The sequence below is a fragment of the Brevundimonas halotolerans genome (genome assembly GCF_003730275.1).
GTDB classification, from domain to species: Bacteria; Pseudomonadota; Alphaproteobacteria; order Caulobacterales; family Caulobacteraceae; genus Brevundimonas; species Brevundimonas halotolerans.
Genome location: NZ_QTTA01000010.1, coordinates 459,695 through 478,644 on the forward strand (window position 1 = coordinate 459,695; position 18,950 = coordinate 478,644).

At 65.8% G+C, this 18,950-nt stretch carries 17 protein-coding genes; 2 read left to right on the plus strand and 15 right to left on the minus strand.

Going from position 1 to position 18,950, the window contains the following annotated elements:
- Positions 1-55: 55 nt before the first annotated feature.
- The 4 genes from tsf to dnaE form a co-directional block, all read right to left on the minus strand.
- Positions 56-994 carry a translation elongation factor Ts gene (tsf, locus tag EG854_RS05695; protein ID WP_123286731.1) on the minus strand — a complete coding sequence of 313 codons (939 nt, stop codon included), beginning with the start codon at positions 992-994 and terminating at the stop codon, positions 56-58.
- A gap of 92 nt (positions 995-1,086) precedes the next feature.
- Positions 1,087-2,013, minus strand: a complete 927-nt coding sequence (rpsB, locus tag EG854_RS05700; RefSeq protein WP_123286732.1) for a 30S ribosomal protein S2 — start codon at positions 2,011-2,013, stop codon at positions 1,087-1,089.
- A 182-nt stretch (positions 2,014-2,195) separates the two neighbouring features.
- A complete protein-coding gene (locus EG854_RS05705) occupies positions 2,196-2,558 on the minus strand; it encodes a GFA family protein (protein ID WP_123286733.1) in 363 nt (120 codons plus the stop codon).
- Positions 2,558-6,019 (minus strand): DNA polymerase III subunit alpha, encoded by a 3,462-nt coding sequence (gene dnaE, locus EG854_RS05710; protein ID WP_123286734.1) that lies wholly within the window; start codon positions 6,017-6,019, stop codon positions 2,558-2,560. Before dnaE ends, EG854_RS05705 begins: the two co-directional genes overlap by 1 nt.
- Before the next feature lie 306 nt (positions 6,020-6,325).
- Here dnaE and msrA point away from each other — a divergent pair, with 306 nt between their 5' ends.
- Positions 6,326-6,934 (plus strand): peptide-methionine (S)-S-oxide reductase MsrA, encoded by a 609-nt coding sequence (gene msrA, locus EG854_RS05715; RefSeq protein ID WP_123286735.1) that lies wholly within the window; start codon positions 6,326-6,328, stop codon positions 6,932-6,934.
- A 4-nt stretch (positions 6,935-6,938) separates the two neighbouring features.
- On the opposite strand, the gene EG854_RS05720 is transcribed toward msrA, so the two are convergent.
- Positions 6,939-7,796 carry an SDR family oxidoreductase gene (locus EG854_RS05720; RefSeq protein ID WP_123286736.1) on the minus strand — a complete coding sequence of 286 codons (858 nt, stop codon included), beginning with the start codon at positions 7,794-7,796 and terminating at the stop codon, positions 6,939-6,941.
- Positions 7,797-7,869: 73 nt separating this feature from the next.
- Between EG854_RS05720 and EG854_RS05725 the strand changes: the two genes are divergently transcribed.
- On the plus strand, positions 7,870-8,700 hold the full coding sequence (locus tag EG854_RS05725) for an enoyl-CoA hydratase-related protein (RefSeq protein WP_123286737.1): 831 nt from the start codon (positions 7,870-7,872) through the stop codon (positions 8,698-8,700).
- A 4-nt stretch (positions 8,701-8,704) separates the two neighbouring features.
- Here EG854_RS05725 and EG854_RS05730 read toward each other — a convergent pair whose 3' ends face one another.
- From EG854_RS05730 to EG854_RS05775, 10 genes are all read right to left on the minus strand, one after another.
- Entirely contained in the window at positions 8,705-9,415 is a 711-nt protein-coding gene (locus tag EG854_RS05730; protein WP_123286738.1) for an ABC transporter ATP-binding protein, read from the minus strand.
- Positions 9,408-10,706 (minus strand): lipoprotein-releasing ABC transporter permease subunit, encoded by a 1,299-nt coding sequence (locus EG854_RS05735; protein WP_123286739.1) that lies wholly within the window; start codon positions 10,704-10,706, stop codon positions 9,408-9,410. The genes EG854_RS05730 and EG854_RS05735 overlap by 8 nt, the downstream gene beginning before the upstream one ends.
- Complete coding sequence (gene proS / locus EG854_RS05740) at positions 10,703-12,019, minus strand: proline--tRNA ligase (protein WP_123286740.1); 1,317 nt, start codon at positions 12,017-12,019, stop codon at positions 10,703-10,705. Before proS ends, EG854_RS05735 begins: the two co-directional genes overlap by 4 nt.
- An 85-nt stretch (positions 12,020-12,104) precedes the next feature.
- A complete protein-coding gene (locus EG854_RS05745) occupies positions 12,105-12,362 on the minus strand; it encodes a DUF1467 family protein (protein ID WP_123286741.1) in 258 nt (85 codons plus the stop codon).
- Complete coding sequence (gene mce, locus EG854_RS05750; RefSeq protein ID WP_123286742.1) at positions 12,362-12,787, minus strand: methylmalonyl-CoA epimerase; 426 nt, start codon at positions 12,785-12,787, stop codon at positions 12,362-12,364. Before mce ends, EG854_RS05745 begins: the two co-directional genes overlap by 1 nt.
- Entirely contained in the window at positions 12,787-14,460 is a 1,674-nt protein-coding gene (locus EG854_RS05755; protein ID WP_123286743.1) for a ribonuclease J, read from the minus strand. Before EG854_RS05755 ends, mce begins: the two co-directional genes overlap by 1 nt.
- Positions 14,457-15,236, minus strand: coding sequence for a type III pantothenate kinase (locus EG854_RS05760; protein WP_123286744.1), 780 nt, complete (start codon positions 15,234-15,236; stop codon positions 14,457-14,459). Before EG854_RS05760 ends, EG854_RS05755 begins: the two co-directional genes overlap by 4 nt.
- Positions 15,233-15,982, minus strand: a complete 750-nt coding sequence (locus EG854_RS05765) for a biotin--[acetyl-CoA-carboxylase] ligase (protein ID WP_123286745.1) — start codon at positions 15,980-15,982, stop codon at positions 15,233-15,235. Before EG854_RS05765 ends, EG854_RS05760 begins: the two co-directional genes overlap by 4 nt.
- Positions 15,983-15,986: 4 nt before the next feature.
- On the minus strand, positions 15,987-17,441 hold the full coding sequence (gene nuoN / locus EG854_RS05770; RefSeq protein ID WP_123286746.1) for an NADH-quinone oxidoreductase subunit NuoN: 1,455 nt from the start codon (positions 17,439-17,441) through the stop codon (positions 15,987-15,989).
- 8 nt (positions 17,442-17,449) lie between these two features.
- On the minus strand, positions 17,450-18,934 hold the full coding sequence (locus EG854_RS05775) for an NADH-quinone oxidoreductase subunit M (protein ID WP_123286747.1): 1,485 nt from the start codon (positions 18,932-18,934) through the stop codon (positions 17,450-17,452).
- Positions 18,935-18,950 lie beyond the last annotated feature (16 nt).

Below are 18,950 nucleotides of genomic sequence, written 5' to 3' on the forward strand. Positions count from 1 at the left end.
CCCCCGTATGCAACGCTCCGATCACAGATCCGAACGGTATTTGGTGGATGCGGCCTTAGCCGGCCGTCATCGAGGCGACTTCAGCAGCGAAGTCCGGTCCTTCGACCTTCTCGACGCCTTCACCCAGGGCCAGACGGACGAATCCGGCCAGCTTCAGGTTCGACGAGCCCAGTTCCTTGGCCGTATCGGCAACCAGTTGCTCGACCGTCACATCCGGGTTCATGACGAAGGGCTGCTTGGACAGCACGACGTCCTTCTGGAACTTGGCAATCTGGCCGGACACGATCTTGTCGATCATGTTCTCCGGGCGACCTTCTTCCCTGGCCCTTTCGGTCAGGACAGCGCGTTCCTTCTCGATGGCGGCCGGGTCCAGATCGTCGGTGTTCAGCGACAGCGGCGCCGTGGCGGCGACGTGCATGGCGATCTTGCGGCCCACTTCACGCAGGGCTGCCTTGTCGCCCGCGCCTTCCAGAGCCACCAGCACACCGATGCGGCCGACACCCGGCGACACGGCATTGTGGACGTAGGAGGCGACAACGCCTTCGTCGACCGACAGGCGGGCGGCGCGGCGCAGCTGCATGTTCTCGCCGATCGTGGCGATCAGGCGGGTCACTTCGTCCTGGACGGTCGAGCCGTTCTCGAGCGTTGCGCCGTGGATGGCTTCCACGGTGTGGTGCTCAAGGCCTAGCTGGGCAAACGACTTGGCCGCGTCCTGGAACAGGTCATTGCGGGCCACAAAGTCGGTCTCGGCGTTGAACTCGATCGCAGCGCCGATTTCGCCCTTGCCGTCTTCACGGGTGGCGACGGCCACGAGGCCTTCAGCGGCGACACGGTCGGCCTTCTTGGCGGCCTTGGACAGGCCCTTGGCGCGCAGCCAGTCGATGGCGGCGGTGATGTCACCGTCGGTTTCCTGCAGGGCCTTCTTGCAGTCCATCATGCCCACGCCCGAACGCTCGCGCAGTTCCTTCACGAGGGCAGCGGTGATCTCGGCCATGTTCAATCTCCTGATATTCATAATGCGGGAACGGCCGGGCTGGTTTAGCCCGGCCGCGTAACAGTTTGGCGGTCGCGGTGAACCGCCGGGCTTCAGGCCTCGGCCTTGTCCGTCTCGGCAGCTTCCGGCGCGGCTTCCTCGGCGGCGGGCGCCTCCGTTTCAGCAGCGGTGGCTTCAGCAGCGGGGGCTTCGTCGGCGGCAATCATTTCCTCGGCGATGGCCTCGGCACCGGCCGGAGCCGGCTCGGCTTCAGCCTTGGGGGCCTTGGTCTTCAGGGCCGGCTCGACCGGGGGCGCTTCCGAGGCACCGATGTCGACGCCCGAGGCCGACTGGCCGGCGGCCAGACCGTCCAGGACCGCGTCGGCGATCAGATCGCAATAGGTCTGGATGGCGCGCGCGGCGTCGTCATTGCCCGGGATCGGATAGGTGATGCCGTCGGGATCGCAGTTGGTGTCCAGGATCGCGATGACCGGAATGTTCAGCTTGCGCGCTTCCAGGATGGCGATCGCTTCCTTGTTGGTGTCGATCACGAACATGATGTCCGGCAGGCCGCCCATGTCCTTGATGCCGCCCAGCGACAGCTCAAGCTTGTCGCGCTCGCGCGTCAGGGTCAGCAGTTCTTTCTTCTGGCGGCCGTCGCCACCGGTTTCCAGAAGGGCATCCAGTTCACGCAGGCGCTGGATCGAACCGGACACGGTCTTCCAGTTGGTCAGGGTGCCCCCGAGCCAGCGGTTGTTCATATAGTATTGGGCGCAGCGCTTGGCCGCCTCGGCCACGGGATCCGACGCCTGACGCTTGGTGCCGACGAACAGCACGCGGCCGCCCTTGGCCGCCACGTCGCGCACGGCGACCAGCGCCTGATGCAGCAGCGGGATCGACTGCGACAGGTCGATGATGTGGATGTTGGAGCGTGAGCCGAAGATGTAGCGCTCCATCTTCGGGTTCCAGCGGTGGGTCTGGTGGCCAAAGTGGGCGCCCGCTTCCAGCAGGGTACGCATCGAGAATTCAGGCAGAGCCATGATCGTGTAGTCCTTTTTCCGATTCAATCCGCCGCAGACGGTGAAAAGGACCGACGGGTCCCTCGGAACGGCTCGACCGGGATGTCTCCCCGGAACGCGCCACGCCTGCGTGTGAAGTGCGCGGGCATATAGGCTAGATAGGCCGGAAAGGCAAGCGCCCTGCCCCGGCGACGCCGTATGGGTCAGAGCTTGTTGAGGCCGTCGAAACGGATCGTCTCGATCGTCCACGGCTCGACGTCATCGAGGGTGCGGACATTGACCGCGATCATGTCGCGGCCGTCCGGGGATTTGCCGGCCCCGAACGGCTCGACGCCGCACACCCGGCAGAAACGGTGACTGATAACGTGGCGGTTGAACAGATATTCGCTTAGCCGGTCCTCGCCCCGGATCAGACGGAAGGCATCCGGTGAAACGAAGCCCAGCATCAGCCCCTTACGGTAGCAGTGGGTGCAGTTGCACTCGATCACCCCGGACAGGTCCAGGTCCGCCTCGAAAGCCACGGCCCCACAGTGACAGGACCCTTTGTGCGTCGCCGTCTCGCTCATCACGCTTCCTCCAGCAGAACCACGCCCGGGACGGTCTTGAGCGCGCCGCGCAGGGCCGCATCCAGCCGGTACCGCCCCGGCAATTTCACCTCGACCTCGCGCCGGCCCTCCAGGGTAGCGATCAGGCTGACCTCGCCGCCGCGTCCGCCACCCTTGAGCGCCGACCGGTCCAGCCGGGCCTTCAGCGCAGCCGGGTCCGACCCCCGGCCCGACACGTGGACCCGCAGATTCACATCGGACTGTTCGATAGCCGTATCCATGCGGCTGGCCTCATCGCCGAAGAAGCGCACCTCTCCGTCGCTGGCCTTGGCCCGCACCCGGACCATCAGGGCCGCGCCAACCTCCAGCACATCGCGATAGCGGCGCAGCGCATCGGGCGTGAACAGGCATTCGAACTCGCCCGTCGGGTCCGAGAAATTGACGAAGGCGAATTTCTCGCCGCTTTTGGCGCTGGTCCGCTCCTGACGGCGCCGCACCACCCCGGCCATCAGGAAGGCCTCGTGCCCGCCCTCGGCCAGCGACAGGGCCTCTGCGGCGAAGGTCACCCGCTTGCGGCGCAGGGCGGCCTCCATGTCCTCCAGCGGGTGGCCTGACAGATAAAAGCCGACCGCCGCCAGTTCCTGGTCCAGCCGCTCGGGCCCGACCCAGGGCTCCACCGACTTCAGCCGGGGCCGCGCGGCATGCGCCTGATCCGCGCCAAACAGGCTGACCTGGGATGAGGCGCGCTCGGCGGCCACGCTCTGGCAATAGGCCATCAGCGTATCGGCCTGGTCGATGATCTGGCGACGGTTGGGGTGCAGACTGTCCAGCGCGCCAGCCTTGGCCAACCCCTCAAGCGCCCGCTTGTTGACCGCCCGCGGGTCGACCCGCTCAAGGAAGTCGAACAGGTCGGCAAAACGACCGCCCTCCTCGCGCACCTGAACCACGTGGCGCATGGCCTCAAGCCCGACGTTGCGGATGGCGCCGAGGGCATACAGGACCGCGCCCTTGCCCTCATCATCGTACGCCACGTCAAAGTCGGCCGTCGAGCGGTTGATGTCCGGTGCCAGCAGCGTCACCCCGGCCTTGCGGGCGTCCTGATAGAAGATGGCCAGCTTGTCGGTGTTGGAGATGTCCAGCGACATGGAGGCGGCGAAGAACTCGACCGGGTGGTTCGCCTTCAGCCAGCCCGTCTGGTAGCTGATCATGGCATAGGCGGCGGCGTGTGACTTGTTGAAGCCATAGCCGGCGAACTTGGCCACCAGATCGAAGATGCCGCCCGACTGCTCCTCGGACACGCCGCGTTCCGAGGCACCCGCAATGAAGCGCGCCCGCTGGAAATCCATCTCCTCCTTCTTCTTCTTGCCCATGGCGCGGCGAAGAAGGTCGGCTTCCCCCAGACTGTAGCCCGCCAGGATCTGGGCGATCTTCATCACCTGTTCCTGGTAGATGATGACGCCGTAGGTCTCCTTCAGGACCTCGGCGAGCGAGGGGTGGAGGGTATCGACCTCGGCCCGGCCGAATTTGCGGTCGATATAGACGTCGATGTTCTCCATCGGCCCCGGCCGGTAGAGCGAGATCAGGGCGGTGACTTCCTCGATCGACTCGCAGCGCATCTTGCGCAGGGTGTCGCGCATGCCCTGGGATTCCAGCTGGAACACGCCGACCGTCTGGCCCGAGGCCATCAGCTCATAGGTGGCCCGGTCGTCGAGCGGCAGCAGCGAGAAGTCGACCGCCGCACCGCGCCGCTCCAGATAGCCGTGCGCCCGATCCAGAACCGTCAGCGTCTTCAGGCCCAGAAAGTCGAACTTCACCAGACCGGCGGGCTCGACCCACTTCATGTTGAACTGGGTGGCCGGAATGTCGGAGCGGGGATCCTTGTACAGCGGCGTCAACTCGACCAGGGGCCGGTCGCCGATGACGATGCCCGCCGCGTGGGTCGAGGCGTTGCGATACAGCCCCTCGAGTTCCAGCGCCGTGGCCAGCAGGGTCGCGACCGCGGGTTCGTCGTCACGCGCCTGTTTCAGGCGGGGTTCCAGCTCGATGGCCTGGGCCAGGGTCACGGGATTGGCGGGGTTGGCCGGCACCATCTTGGCCAGCCGGTCGACCTGGCTCAACGGCATCTGCAGCACCCGGCCCACATCGCGCAGGACGGCCCGCGCCTGAAGCGTGCCGAAGGTGATGATCTGGGCGACGCGATCCTCGCCATAGTGCTTCTGCACATAGGCGATCACCTCTTCCCGACGTTCCTGACAGAAGTCGATATCGAAGTCGGGCATGGAGACCCGCTCGGGGTTCAGGAACCGCTCGAACAGCAGGCCGAACCGCAGGGGGTCGAGGTCGGTGATGGTCAAGGCCCAGGCGACCAGCGAGCCGGCACCGGAGCCCCGGCCCGGCCCCACAGGAATCCCCTGCAGCTTGGCCCATTTGATGAAGTCCGACACGATCAGGAAGTAGCCGGGGAAGCCCATCTGCTGGATGACGCCGACCTCGAACTCGAGCCTCTCCCAATAGGCCTGTTCCGGGGCGGCCGCCTCGACCGCCGCCAGCCGGGCCTTCAGCCCCTCTCGCGCCTGAAATGCCAGTTCGTCAGCCTCGTCTCGCCCTGCGCCGGTGTCGAACCGGGGCAGGATCGGCGCCCGCGTCGGGACCAGGAAGGCGCAGCGTTTTGCGATCTCCAGCGTGTTGTCACAGGCCTCGGGCAGGTCCGCGAACAGGGTCCGCATGTCGGATGCCGACTTGAACCAGTGGTGCGATGTCACCCGTCGGCGATCGTCCTGACCGGTGAAGGCGCCGTCGGCGATGCACAACAGGGCGTCATGCGACTTGGCCCGGTCGGCCCGGACGAAATAGACGTCATTGGTCGCAACCAGCGGGGCTTCGGACTTGTAGGCCCAGGCCACCAGCCCGGCCTCGGCCTGACGCTCCTCGGCCAGATCGTGGCGCTGCAACTCGACATAAAAGCGGTCACCGAACACCCGGGCCATTTCGGCCAGCGCTTCATGCGCCTCACCATCCCTGCCCTGCACAAACAGGGGATCGACCGGGCCATCCGGACCGCCCGACAACAGGATCAAGCCCTCGGCATGGTCGCGGACCCGCTCCCAGGGAACGCCCGGCTCGGCCAGATCTCCGGTTTCCAGATAGGCCAGCGACGACAGGGCCGACAGATTGCGCCAGCCGAGCTCGCTCTGGACCAGCAGAACCACGGTCGACAGCCGGGCCCAGCGCTCGGACCGCTGCCCGCCGATGCCGGTGACCGGCAGGGCGCACCCGATGATCGGCTGAACACCGGTCGCCTTGGTCGCCTGGCTGAATTCGAGGGCGCCGAACAGATTGGTGCGGTCGGCGATGGCCACAGCCGGCATTCTGGCCTCGGCGGCCAGCTTGCCCAGCGCCGAGGCCTTGATCGCCCCTTCCAGCAAGGAATAGGCGGAACGGGCCCTCAGGTGGACGAAACTGTCGCCGAAAGCCTCTGTCACCGACTGTCTCCCTGCCCTGCGGCCCGCACACGCAATGACTATGGAAGGATTCTGGCCTCAGACACCCCGTCCGTTCCAATCCATCCCCAGCCGCGCGACGCGTCGGTGGATCAATAGGCTAGCAGGGCCGCCTGCCACGCCATCCAGACAAAACCGCCGCACGACGCCAGCGACAACATTTCCCGAACCCAACGCGCCATGATCAGCCTCCGCGATTATGTTCCGTTTATGTTCTATGTTCTGTTTACGTTCCGTGTCAACAGCGGGGCTTGAAACCTTTCGTCGTCCGGCCTCGTATCCAGAGTCATGACCCGTTTCCTGATCGCGCTTGCCGCCCTCATCGCCGCCTGCAGCCCCGCCCCGCCCGCGCCCGCCGAGGCCCCGCCTCCGGGCAGCCAGATCGCCGTCTTTGCCGGCGGCTGTTTCTGGTCGGCGGAAAAGGCGTTCGAGAGCGTCCGGGGCGTGTCGTCTGTAGTCTCCGGCTTTGCGGGCGGTACCGTCGCCAATCCGACCTATGCCCAGGTCGTTCGGGGCGGCACGGGCCACCGGGAAGCCATCCAGGTGACCTTCGACCCCAACGTCGTGAGCTACCGCGCGCTGGTCGACCGGTTCTGGCGGACCATCGACCCGACCGACCCCGGCGGCGCCTTCTGTGATCGCGGCCCCAGCTATGAGACCGCCGTCTTTGCCACCGCCGAGCAGCGCCCCGCCGCCAATGCCTCGCGCGCGGCAGCCGAGCGAGCCCTCGGCCAGAGCTTCACCACGCCGGTGATTGCGGCCGCCCGCTTCTGGCCGGCCGGAAACGAACATCAGGACTACGCGCGTCGCAATCCGGGCCGCTACGAGGCCTATCGCATCGGCTGTCGCCGCAGCCCGGCCCTGCGCCGGGTCTGGGGCGATGCCGCGGTCGAATAGGACCTCAGCCGATCTTGACACCGGGCGGCTGCACGCTGTCCGCCGGGACGAAGAAGTCGGGCATCAGCGTTTTCGTCGGATCGACGCGATAGACGTCAAAGTCGCGCACGCCCTGCTCGTACAAGAAGCTGTCGTCGATCAGGAACCGGCCCGTATTCTCTCTCGCCGGCAGGCAGAACAGGGCATGGGCCGCATCGGCCAGAATCTCGGGCGTGCGGCAATGGGCCAGGCCCTCCTTACCCGTCAGGGCGAATTCGATGGCCGCAGTCGCTACCGCCGTGCGGGGCCACAGGGCATTAAAGGCAATGCCGTCGCCCTTGAATTCCTCGGCCATGCCCAGCATCGCCAGGCTCATATTGTACTTGGCCATCGAATAGGCGACGTGCGAGCCGAACCAGTGGGGAGATAGATCCAGCGGCGGTGACAGAGCCAGCACATGCGGATTGGTCGCCTGTTTAAGGTGCGGAATACAGGCCTTGGAGACCAGAAAGGTGCCACGCCCGTTGACCTGATGCATCAGGTCATACCGCTTCATGTCGGTGGCGAGCGTGCCCGTCAGCTGGATGGCCGAGGCATTGTTGACGCAGATGTCGATCCCGCCGAACCGGGCGACGGCGGCCTCGACCGCGACCATCACCGAGTCCTCGCTGCGCACATCGACGACCAGTGGCAGGGCCTTGCCCCCTGCGGCCTCGATCTCCTCGGCGGCGGAATAGATGGTGCCGGGCAGGTGTTTGTGCGCCTCGGCGGTCTTGGCGGCGATCACGACATTGGCGCCGTCCCGGGCCGCGCGCAGGCCGATGGCCAGCCCGATCCCCCGACTGGCCCCCGTGATGAAGAGCGTTTTTCCGTTGAGCGACATCGCCGCGGTCCTCCAGTGCATTTCGATGGAAAACCGATAGCATGGGTTTACCACCAATCGCGATGGCGCCGAGATGACCGAGACCCAACCCTTCCAGATCACCCGTGACGGAGCCGTCGCCCACCTGCGACTGTCACGGCCCGAAGTGTCCAATGCGCTGGACATGCGCTTCTGGACGGGGCTGGGGCCGGCCTTGAGGGGTCTGGACGCAGCAGGGGATGTGCGGGCGCTGGTCCTGTCGGGCGAGGGCCGGAATTTCTGCGCGGGAATGGACACCTCAGTCTTCACCGGCGGCGCTATCATGGGCACGGACACCGCCGCCGAGCGGCAGGCCTTCCATCAGGCGGCCCGCGAACTTCAGGACGCCCTGTCGATGCTGGAGCGAGTCCGCTTCCCGGTGATCGCTGCCGTGCAGGGCGCCTGCGTCGGGGCCGGGCTGGACATGATTGCCGCCTGCGACCTGCGGCTCGCTTCGGCCGACGCGTACTTCCGCATCGAGGAGATCAACATCGGCATGATGGCGGATGTCGGCAGCCTGCAACGCCTGCCCCTGCTGCTGCCCGAAGGTGTGGTGCGAGAGCTTGCCTATCTGGGCACCAGTCTCATGGCCGACCGCGCCGAGCGTCTGGGCTTCGTCAATGCTGTGCTGCCGGACGCCGATACCCTACTGGCTGCCACCCTGGAGATGGCGCACGCCATCTCCGCCAAGGCGCCTCTGGCGATCTCGGGGTCGAAGGCCGCGATCACCTACGCCCGCGACCACACCGTCGCCGACGGCCTGGAATGGGCCGCCGTCATGCAGGGTTCCATCTGGAACACCGCCGACATCCTCGGCGCCATTCAGGCCCGCGCCACGAAGAGCACGCCGACGTTTGTGGACCTGAAGCCCCTGCCCAAACCCTGAGCGCTCAGTAGGCCTGGCTCTCCGCCGGGCGTTCTTCCAGATGGCCGTCCTTGAGGGCAAAGACGCGGTCCATATGGCCGGCCAGTTCCATGTTGTGGGTCGCGATCAGGGCCGCCACGCCGGACTTCTTGGCCAGATCGTGCAGGGCCTCGAACACGGTCTGGCTGGTCGCAGGATCCAGATTGCCGGTCGGCTCATCGGCCAGCAGCAGGCGCGGCCGGTTGGCCAAGGCCCGGGCCACGGCCACCCGCTGACGCTCTCCGCCCGATAGCTGCGACGGCTGATGGGTCAGCCGGTCGGCGAGCCCCAGGGCGACCAGCAGTTCTTCAGCCCGCGCACGCGCCGCGCCGAGCGCGTGCCCCGCGATGCGGAGCGGCAGGGCCACATTATCCCGCGCGTCAAATTCCGGCAGCAGGTGGTGGAATTGATAGACAAATCCGATGCGCGCCAGACGGATATGAGTGCGAGCTCGCTCGGGCAGGCCACCGACGGCCTCTCCATCGATCCGGACCTCGCCCGAGGTCGGATGTTCCAGCAGACCCGCCGCATGCAGCAGGCTGGACTTGCCCGAGCCCGACGGCCCGATCAGACCAACGATTTCGCCGGGACGGACGTCCAGATTGACGCCGCGCAGCACCGTCAGCCCGCCGGCGGCGGTGTCATACGTCCGGGTCAGGTCGTGAACCGACAGCACGGCCGGGGCGAGACTATTCATAGCGAAGCGCCTCCACCGGATCGAGCTTGGCGGCCTGCCAGGACGGGATCAGCCCGGCGACACAGCTCATGAAGAAGGACCACATCGCCACCCAGAACACGTCCATGGGGTCCACAAGGGCCGGCACGGCGTCCAGCATATAGACGTCGGCATTGAACAGCTCGACCTGGAAGACCCACTCCAGGAAATGCTGGATCGCCCCGATGTTCAGGCAGAACAGCAGGCCCAGCACCAGACCCGTGACCGTTCCGGCAATGCCGATGGCCGCGCCGGAGATGAAGAATATCCGCAGCATGGAGAACTGGCTGGCCCCCACGGTCCGCAGGATGGCGATGTCGCGGGTCTTGTTCTTCACCAGCATGACGATGCCGGAAATGATGTTGAGCGCGGCGATCGCGACGACCAGTCCCAGGATGATGCTCATGGCCACGCGCTCGACCTTCAACGCGCCCCAGAAGGCCGCCAGACGGTCGCGCCAGTCGCTGACCAGATTGCCGTCACCGACTGCCGTTCGGACTGGCTCTCTCAGCGTCTCGACCCGGTCGGGTTCAGCGGTCTTCATCTCGATGATGTCCCACAGGCCTTCCTTGCCGAAGAACAGTTGCGCCTGTTCCAATGGCATGAAGACGAAGGCCCGGTCGTAGTCCGCCGTGCCCGAGCTGAAGATGCCGCCGACCACATAGGTCTTGGACAGCCCCCCTAGATTGCCGAAGGCGCTGTCGGCCCCGGTCGGGGAATAGAGGGTGATGGGCGAGCCGACTCCGATGCCCAGTTCCTCGGACAGGGACTTGCCGATCAGCACATAGTCACCGCCGTAGTCGCCCTTGCCGAACATGTCGCGCGCGGTCTGTGACAGGCTGTCATAGACATAGGTCATCGAGGTCAGGTCTTCTGGCCGGATGCCGCGAACGAGACCGCCAGTGGCACGTCCCGAGGCCTGGAACATGGCCGGAGACTCGACCAGCGGTGTCACACTGATCACGCCGGGGATCTCGCGCAGGCGCTCAAGCGCGAGATCGCGTTCCGGGTTACTCAGCACCTGCCCCTGGACATACATATGGCCGTTGAACGACAGCATACGGCTGAGCAGCTCGGCGCGGAATCCGGCCATGATGCTCATCACCACGATCAAAGCCATGACCGCCAAGGCCACCGCGACGTAGGAGATGATGGCGATAAGGGCGATGCCGCCCTCCTTGCGCTTGGCCCGCAGGTAGCGCAGCGCCAGTCCGATCTCCCAAACGGAGAACGGCCCTGCCGGCTTCAGTGTCTTGCCTGTGGTGTCGGTCATGCGGTCAGCCGGGCGATGGCCTCGTCCAGAGGCACACTCAGCTTATCGCCCGTCGCGCGGCGCTTCAGCTCAACGACGCCCTCGGCCACCCCCTTGGGGCCGATGGTCAGCTGCCACGGAATGCCGATCAGGTCAGCGGTTGCGAACTTGCCGCCCGGGCGCTCGTCGGTGTCGTCGTAGAGCACCTCCTTGCCGAGCGCTTCCAGCCGGTTCACGGCATCTTCGCACGCATTGCAGACACCCTCGTCGCTGGCCCGCAGGTTGATCACCACGACATCGAACGGCGCCACAGCATCGGGCCAGATGATGCCGGAGGCGTCATGGCTGGCCTCGATAATGGCGCCCAGCAGGCGCGACACGCCCACGCCATAGCTGCCCATGTGAACGTCTGCGTCTCGCCCGTCAGGCCCCTGGACACGGGCCTTCATCGGTGTTGAATATTTGGTGCCGAAGTAGAAGATGTGTCCGACCTCAATGCCGCGCGCGGTCAGGCGGTCGCCCTCGTCGGTCTCGGCCTCGAAGCGCGCAGCCTCGTGCATCTCCTCGGTCGCGGCATACAGGGCGATCCGCTCGTCGACGATGGACTGCAGGTCGTTCCAGTCGACGTCCCCGCCCGGCGCCGGCATCTCGACCAGCTTGCGGTCGCAGAACACCTGGCTTTCGCCGGTATCCGCCAGAACGATGAACTCGTGACTGAGGTCACCGCCGATCGGGCCGGTGTCGGCGCGCATGGGCACGGCCTTCAGCCCCATGCGGGCAAAGGTGTTCAGATAGGCCACGAACATGCGGTTATAGGCCTTGCGGGCCGAGGCCTCGTCCAGATCGAAGGAATAGGCGTCCTTCATCAGGAATTCGCGACCGCGCATCACACCGAACCGGGGACGGCGCTCGTCGCGGAACTTCCACTGGATGTGAAACAGGTTCAGCGGCAGGGATTTGTAGCTCTTCACATAGGCCCGGAAGATGTCGGTGATCATCTCCTCATTGGTGGGACCGTACAGCAGCTCGCGCTCGTGACGGTCCTTGATGCGCAGCATCTCGGGGCCATAGGCGTCATAGCGACCGGACTCGCGCCACAGGTCGGCCAGCTGCAGCGTCGGCATCAGAAGTTCGACCGACCCTGCCCGCTCCTGTTCCTCGCGCACGATCTGCTCGATCCGGCGCAGCACACGCAGCCCCAGCGGCAGCCAGGCATAGATGCCCGCCGCTTCCTGACGGATCAGACCCGCCCTCAGCATCAGCTGATGCGAGACGATCTGGGCGTCGGCGGGCGCCTCTTTCAGTGTGGGCAGGAAATAGCGCGACAGGCGCATGGGCACATCCGGAATGAAGCAGCAGGGTCTCGCTGTGCTTTAGCCGGGACGTTGGCCCAAAAGCTAGACCAGTCTGTGGCCAAGCTTAGGTGCCGCTGACTTCCGGGATCGGAACCAACCCCAGAAAGATGACCGCCATGATCACCGCCCACAGAATGGCGCCGACCCAGGTGGTGGTGATGAACTTCTTCTTCAGGTCCGGTTTGTCCGGTGCGCCCCACTGTGCCCCGTCGGTCGGGGGAGCCTGATCCTGCTGGTTCATGCCCAGCGGCAGGATGGTGAACAGCGCCACCCACCAACAGATGACATAGATGGCAAACATGGTGATCGGACCGATCGGCATCAGTGTGCTCCGTCTTTGGGCGTTTCCATCAGTTCGACCAGCACCCCGCCCATGTCCTTGGGATGGACGAACAGGATGGGCGTACCATGCGCCCCGATGCGCGGTTCGCCAGTCCCCAGAATTGTCGCACCCTTCGCCCGGAGGGCATCACGCGCGGCCAGGATGTCCTCGACCTCGAAACAGACGTGGTGCTGCCCGCCCTTCGGGTTCTTGGCAAGAAACCCATGGATGGGGCTGTCGTCGCCCAGCGGCTCGATCAATTCGATCTGACTGTTGGGCAGGTCGATGAAACAGACCCGCACGCCCTGCGCCGGTAGATCGAACGGTGCATGCGCCTTCGTCGCGCCCAGCAGGTCGCGGTACATCGCCACACTGGCGTCAATCGATGGCGTGGCGACTCCCACGTGATTCAGACGACCGATCATCAGACCCTCAGCACGATGGTTTCTACGATGGGCCGACGGTCCCAGATGCCCTGGCTGGCCTTCTTCAGCGTACGGGCGACAGCCTGTTCGATGACCATTTCGTCCTCCAGCGCCTCGCCCTTCAGCTTGCGGACGGCATCCTCGGCTCGCTCGGCCAGTTCGTCCAGAAGATCACCCAGCGGCTGATCTTCATCGCCCGGCAGGCCGATACCCCGCACATCGATGCTGGAGGCCAGCTTGCCCTTACGATCCAGCGCAAAGCTGACCAGGATCAGACCGTTTGAGGCCGCGTGGCGACGCTCGCGCAGGGCCTCGCCCATCTCCTCGACCAGCATGCCGCCGTCGACGAACAGCCGGCCCGAGGGCACTTCGTCAATGATGGCCGCCGGACCAGGAGCCAGCCGCACCATGTCGCCGTTTCGCGGCGTCACGGTCTCGGGCACCTGCATCTCCTTGGCCAGCAGGGCGTGCTCGGCGATGTGGCGGCGCATGCCGTGGGTCGGTATGGCGATCTGCGGGCGCGCCCACTGGTACATCTGGCGCAGTTCGTCGCGGCACGGGTGGCCCGAGACATGAATGCCCGGGTGATCCCGGTCGGTGTAGATGCGCACGCCGCGCTCCGACAGGGCGTCCTGCAGCCGGCCGATGGCCAGCTCATTACCGGGGATCATGCGCGACGAGAAGATGCAGTGATCGCCCTTGCCCAGCTTGATGAAGGGGTGATTGCCCTCGGCCACGCGCGACAGGGCGGCGCGCGACTCCCCCTGGCTGCCGGTGCAAAGGTACAGCAACTGATCAGCGGGCCAGCGCCGGGCCTCTTCCTCGCTCAGGAAGGGCTTGATGTCCGACAGCATGCCGACCGATTTGGCCGCCGCCGTGATCCGGTGCATCGACCGCCCGGCCAGCGCCACGCGGCGACCTGCGGCCTCGGCGGCGCGCACCACGCTGTCCAGACGGGCGACGTTCGAAGCGAAGCACCCGACCGCGATCCGGCCTGACAGGCTGCCGATCAGCTCGGCCAGGGCATCACGCACCTCGCCCTCAGACCCCGCCGTACCCTCGACGAACACATTGGTGGAGTCGCACACCATGGCGAGGATGCCCTCGTCGCCGAGGCGGCGGATCGTGTCGATGTCGGTGCGTTCGCCGACAACCGGGTCATTATCGATCTTCCAGTCGCCGGTGTGCAGCACCAGCCCCAGCGGGGTGGTGATGGCCAGACCATTCGGCTCGGCCGTCGAATGGGTGATGGTCACCATCTCGATGTGGAACGGGTCCAGATTGATGGTCCCGCCCAGCGGCACCTCATGGATCTTCACCCGGTCGCCGAGGCCCGCATCGCGCAGCTTTTCCCGGATCAGATAGGCGGTGAACGGGGTGGCATAGAGCGGCGCCTTCAGACGTGGCCACAACCAGCCCAGCGCGCCGATGTGGTCCTCGTGCGCATGGGTCAGCACGATGCCGAGGATGTTTTCGCCCTCGAGGAATGTCGGATCCGGCACGATCACATCGACGCCCGGCGTGGTGTGGTCGCCGAAGGTCACGCCCACATCGACCAGGATCCATTTGCGGTCATTCGCCGGGCCAAAGCCGTAGGCGTTCAGATTCATGCCGATCTCGTTCGACCCGCCCAGCGGCAGGAAGACCAGTTCGTCGGTTTTGGATTTACTCATGCCGTCTTTCCGGAGTTGCGACGCCAGACGTCCAGCAGGCCGCGAAGGGTAAGGTCAGGATCGAAATGGTCGATGTGGTCGGTGGCGCCCTCGAACAGGGAGGCCACGCCCCCGGTGCCGATGACCGTCATGGGCTTGCCCCACTCGGCCTTGATGCGCTCGACCAGCCCCTCGATCAGCGAGATATAGCCCCAGAACACACCCGCCTGCATATTGGTCACCGTGTCCTTGCCGATCACGCGATCCGGCCTCTGGATGGCGATGCGCGGCAGCATGGCGGCCGCCTCGTGCAGGGCCTGAAGGGACAGGTTGATGCCGGGTGCGATCACCCCGCCCTCGAAGGCGCCGTCGGCGGCGATCACGTCAAAGGTCGTGGCGGTTCCGGAATCGATGACGATCAGATCGCCGGGGTATTTCAGGTGCGCGCCGATGGCGTTGACCAACCGGTCGGCCCCGGCCTCCGACGGCTTTTCGATCCGCGCTTCCATGCCCAGATCGACATTCTGGCCAATGACCATGGGCTCGACATCCAGATAGCGCCGCGACAGGTTCCTCAGATTGAAGATCGACTGCGGCACGACACTGGAGATGATGCAGCCATCCAGCGCCTTCAGGTCCAGCCCGCGCATCGACAGCAGCTGTGTCAGCCAGACGGCGTATTCGTCGGCCGTGCGGCTGGCGGCGGTGGCCGTGCGCCATTGGGCGATCCAATGCTCGCCGTCATGTACGGCGAACAGCGTATTGGTGTTGCCCTGTTCGATCGCCAGCAGCATCAGGCGCTCTCTCCAAAAAAGACGTCGCCAGCCGATATAAGCCGAAGTGAGCCATCGGCCAGCCTCAGCCGCAGCGCGCCGTCGTCAGCGAGACCTTCGGCCACACCCTCGACGGTCTCATGTCCCAGCCGGGCGACAGCGCCGGCGTTCAAACCGTGGGCCCGCCGGGTCCAGGCATCGCGGATCACCCCGAACCCCAAAGCCTCGCGCCGGGTCGTCCAACCCGCCCAGGCCTCGGCCAACACCGGCAGGACCTCTTCCAGCGTCGGCGTGCGCATAATGCCCTCGGCCAAGTGCTGGGCGACGGACGTGGCCGGCCGCTCCACGTCATCCGGCGCATGGGCCAGATTGATGCCAATCCCCACGGCCAGCCACAGGCCGCCCGATGGTGCCGGTCCCGACTCGACGAGGATGCCCGAGATCTTGCGCCCTTCGACCAGCACATCATTGGGCCATTTGATCGTGACGCAGGCCGGCGGGACGTAATGGTCCAGCAAATCGGCCACGGCCAGCGCGGCGATAAAGCCGGTCTGCGCGGCCTCAGCCGGGGGAGCGTGCGTCACGCAGAGATATGTGGCGGCCAGATTGCCGGTCTGGCTGGACCAGGACCGGCCGCGCCGGCCGCGCCCCGAGGACTGCCGGCGCGCGGCGATCCAGATCGGTCCCGTATGTCCGGCCTCGGCCTGCCGTCGGGCCTCGGCATTGGTGGAGTCGATGTCGTCGAGGACCAGCAGCTCGGCGGGCGACACCGCCCTACCCGGCTCCGAAACCGGATGCGGCGATGACGGTCAGCGGCTCCAGCCAGGTCAGACCGATGATCACGACCGGGAAGGCGAAGGCGGCCGAGGCCAGGGCCAGGGTGCGCGCCTCGATCGGCTGGGCGTCGGTCGTGGCCAGCTCATCCAGCGGCGGGTCGAACCACATCAGCTTGATGATCCGCAGATAGTAGAAGGCCGCCACAACCGAGGCCACCAGACCGGCGGCAGCTACCATCCAGTAGCCGGCATCGGCCGCAGCCCCGAACACATAGTATTTGCCCCAGAACCCTGAGAACGGCGGCATGCCCAGCACCGACAGCGACAGGATCGTCAGCACCACGGTCGTCAGGGGGCGGGTCTTCTTCAGTCCGGCCAGATCGGCGATCCGGCGGATCGGCTTGCCCCCGCGCGACAGCGACAGCAGCACGGCGAAGAAGCCGATCTGGTCGATCACATACAGGGTCATGAACATCAGCATGGCCTGCAGGCCCGCCTCGGTTCCCGCGACAATGCCCAGCAGGGCGTAGCCGATGTTGGCGATCGAGGAATAGGCCAGCAGTCGCTGCAGATCGCGCTGGGCGAGGCCACCGATGGCGCCCACCACGAACGACGCCAGACAGATCAGCACCAGCACCTGGGCCCACTGGTCATGGATGGCGCCAAAGCCCTCGCTCAGCACCCGGGCGACCAGCACCATGGCGGCCATCTTGGGTGCGGTCGCGAACAGGGCCACGACCGGGGTCGGCGCGCCCTCATAGACGTCGGGCGTCCACATGTGGAACGGCGCCGCAGAGACCTTGAAGGCCAGACCACAGATCAGGAACACCAGACCAAAGATCAGACCCGCCGAGCCGCCGTCGGCGACCGACCGTGCCGACAGGGCGATGTCCTCGAACCGCATCGAGCCGGAGAAGCCATAGATCAGGCTGGCGCCATACAGCAGCAGGCCGGAGGACAGCGCGCCCAGCACGAAATATTTCAGCCCCGCCTCGGAGGCCCTGAGGTCGTCGCGGTGGAAGGCGGCCAGCACATAGAGGGCCAGCGAGTGCAGCTCGATCCCGACATAGAGGGAGATCAGGTCACCCGACGACACCATCATCGCCATGCCGACCGAGGCCAGCACGATCAGCACCGGATATTCGAACCGGGCGATGCGCGTCCGCGCCATCCAGCCGTCACCCAGCACCACGGCCACCGCGCTGAGCAGATAGATGGCGACCTTGCCATAGACGGCCAGCGGGTCGGCCACGAAGGCGCCATTGAAAGCCTGACCCAGCGGGGCGTTGATCGCGAGCGCCGAGGCGCCCACCAGCAGGGCCACCGACAGGATCGAAATCAGTCGGGTCGACTTCTCGCCCATGAAGGCGCCGAGCAGCAGCAGGACCATGGCCCCGACCGCAAGGGTCACTTCAGAGGCGGCGAGGTTCAGGGCGGAGGACAGGTCAGGCATATCGGATCTCATCCACCGATCGCGGCACGGAAGCCGGCAGTCAGGGCCTCGACGGACGTCGAGGTCAGGTCAAGCACAGCCGCCGGATAGACGCCCAGCCACAGGGTCCCCACAATCAGGGGCACGAAGACGATCAGCTCGCGCCGGTCGATGTCGGTGATGGCCTTGAGCGCCGGGTTGGTGATCTCGCCGAACATGACGTTGCGGTACAGCGTCAGGGCATAGACCGCCGAGAAAATCACGCCCGAGGCCGCGAACAGCGCCGTCCAGGTCGACACCTCATAGACCGCCGTCAGGGTCAGGATTTCGCCGATGAAGCCCGAGGTGCCCGGCAAGCCGACATTGGCCATGGTGAACATCAGGAAGATGGCGGCGAACCACGGCATCTTCGACGTCAGCCCGCCATAGAAGGCGATCTCGCGCGTGTGCATCCGGTCATAGACCACGCCGACGCACAGGAAGAGCGCGCCCGAGATCAGGCCGTGGCTCAGCATCTGGAAGACCGCGCCCTGCACGCCCTGATCATTGCCGGCGAAAATGCCCATGGTGACAAAGCCCATGTGGGCCACTGACGAATAGGCGATCAGCTTCTTGATGTCGGTCTGACGGAAGGCGACCAGCGAGGTGTAGACAATGGCGATGGCCGACAGGGCGAACACCAGCGGCCGGAACATCTCCGACGCCTGCGGGAACATGGGCAGGTTGAACAGCAGGAAGCCATAGCCGCCCAGCTTCAGCAGGATGCCGGCCAGAATGACCGAGCCGGCCGTCGGCGCCTGCACGTGGGCGTCGGGCAGCCAGGTGTGGACCGGCCACATCGGCATCTTGACCGCAAAGGAGGCGAAGAAGGCCAGCCACAACAGCGGCTGCACGCTCTCGCTGAAGGCGTATTCCTTGAGCAGCGGGATCGAGGTGGTGCCCGCTTCCGCCGCCATCCACAGCATGGCCAGCAGCATCAGCACCGACCCCAGCAGGGTGTAGAGGAAGAATTTGTAGGCCGCATAGATGCGGTTCTGACCGCCCCAGATGCCGATGATCAGGAACATCGGCATCAGGGTGCCTTCGAAGAAGATGTAGAACAGGAACAGGTCCAGCGAGGTGAAGACACCGATTACCAGCGTCTCGAGCACCAGGAAGGCGATCATATAGTCGGCGACGCGGTCCTTGATCGTCGTCCAGCTGGCCAGAATGCACAGCGGCAGCAGGAAGGCCGTCAGCAGCACGAACAGGATCGAGATCCCGTCCACACCCATGTGATAGGCGGCGCCCGCGAACCACTGATAGTGCTCGACGAACTGATAGGCAGCGCTCGTCGCATCGAAGCGCGCGACCAGCAGGATCGAGACGGCCAGGGTGATCAGCGTCGTGACGAAGGCGATCCGGCGTGCGGCCGGCGCGACAGAGGCGTCCGACTTGCCCAGCAGGCGCACGGCCAGCAGCACCCCGGCCCCGACCAGCGGCAGGAAGGTGACGAGGCTCAGGATGTGAGACATCAACAGGGACACGTGA